Here is a 450-nt window from a genome sequence, read left to right as displayed (position 1 = left end):
TCACAGCATCTATCTCGGCTTCCTCAAGGAGCTGATCGCGCGTTCATCGCTCATCATCCTGCTCTACCGCCGCCACGACACGCCGGCCTGCGGCACCGCGCATCACGCCGGGATCGTCGAGGCGATCGCCCGGAAAGACAGGGATGCCGCGCGCGCGCTGATGCTGTCGCATCTGAAGGAGATCGAGGCCGAGCTGTTCCTGAAGGAGCCCGCCACCGAAGACGCGCGGCTCGCCGACGTGCTCGGCGCCTGAGACGTCCCTCGTCTTGCGGCGCGTCAGGCCTTCGCAGGCCGCCGCCGAATCGGCTTCGCGGCGGCAGGACGGCGTTCATAGGCCGCGACGAACACCTTGATGCCGTTTTCGATCAGCGCGCGATGGCGGGCGGGGCTAGGGGTCTTCATGGACAGCGACCATTTCAGGATTTCCTTGCCCTGGACGAGGCTCAGAAA

Annotated in this window: 1 protein-coding gene; it reads left to right on the top strand. The window is 66.0% G+C overall.

Going from position 1 to position 450, the window contains the following annotated elements; translation table 11 throughout:
* The coding region (locus tag AACY52_RS31255) for an FCD domain-containing protein (RefSeq protein ID WP_339561533.1) at positions 1–253 on the top strand (253 nt) is incomplete at its 5' end.
* Positions 254–450 lie beyond the last annotated feature (197 nt).

Source organism: Pseudomonas sp. EA_65y_Pfl1_P113 (genome assembly GCF_963970525.1).
Taxonomy (GTDB): domain Bacteria; phylum Pseudomonadota; class Gammaproteobacteria; order Pseudomonadales; family Pseudomonadaceae; genus Aquipseudomonas; species Aquipseudomonas tritici.
This window is presented reverse-complemented; position numbering and strand designations above follow the sequence as displayed.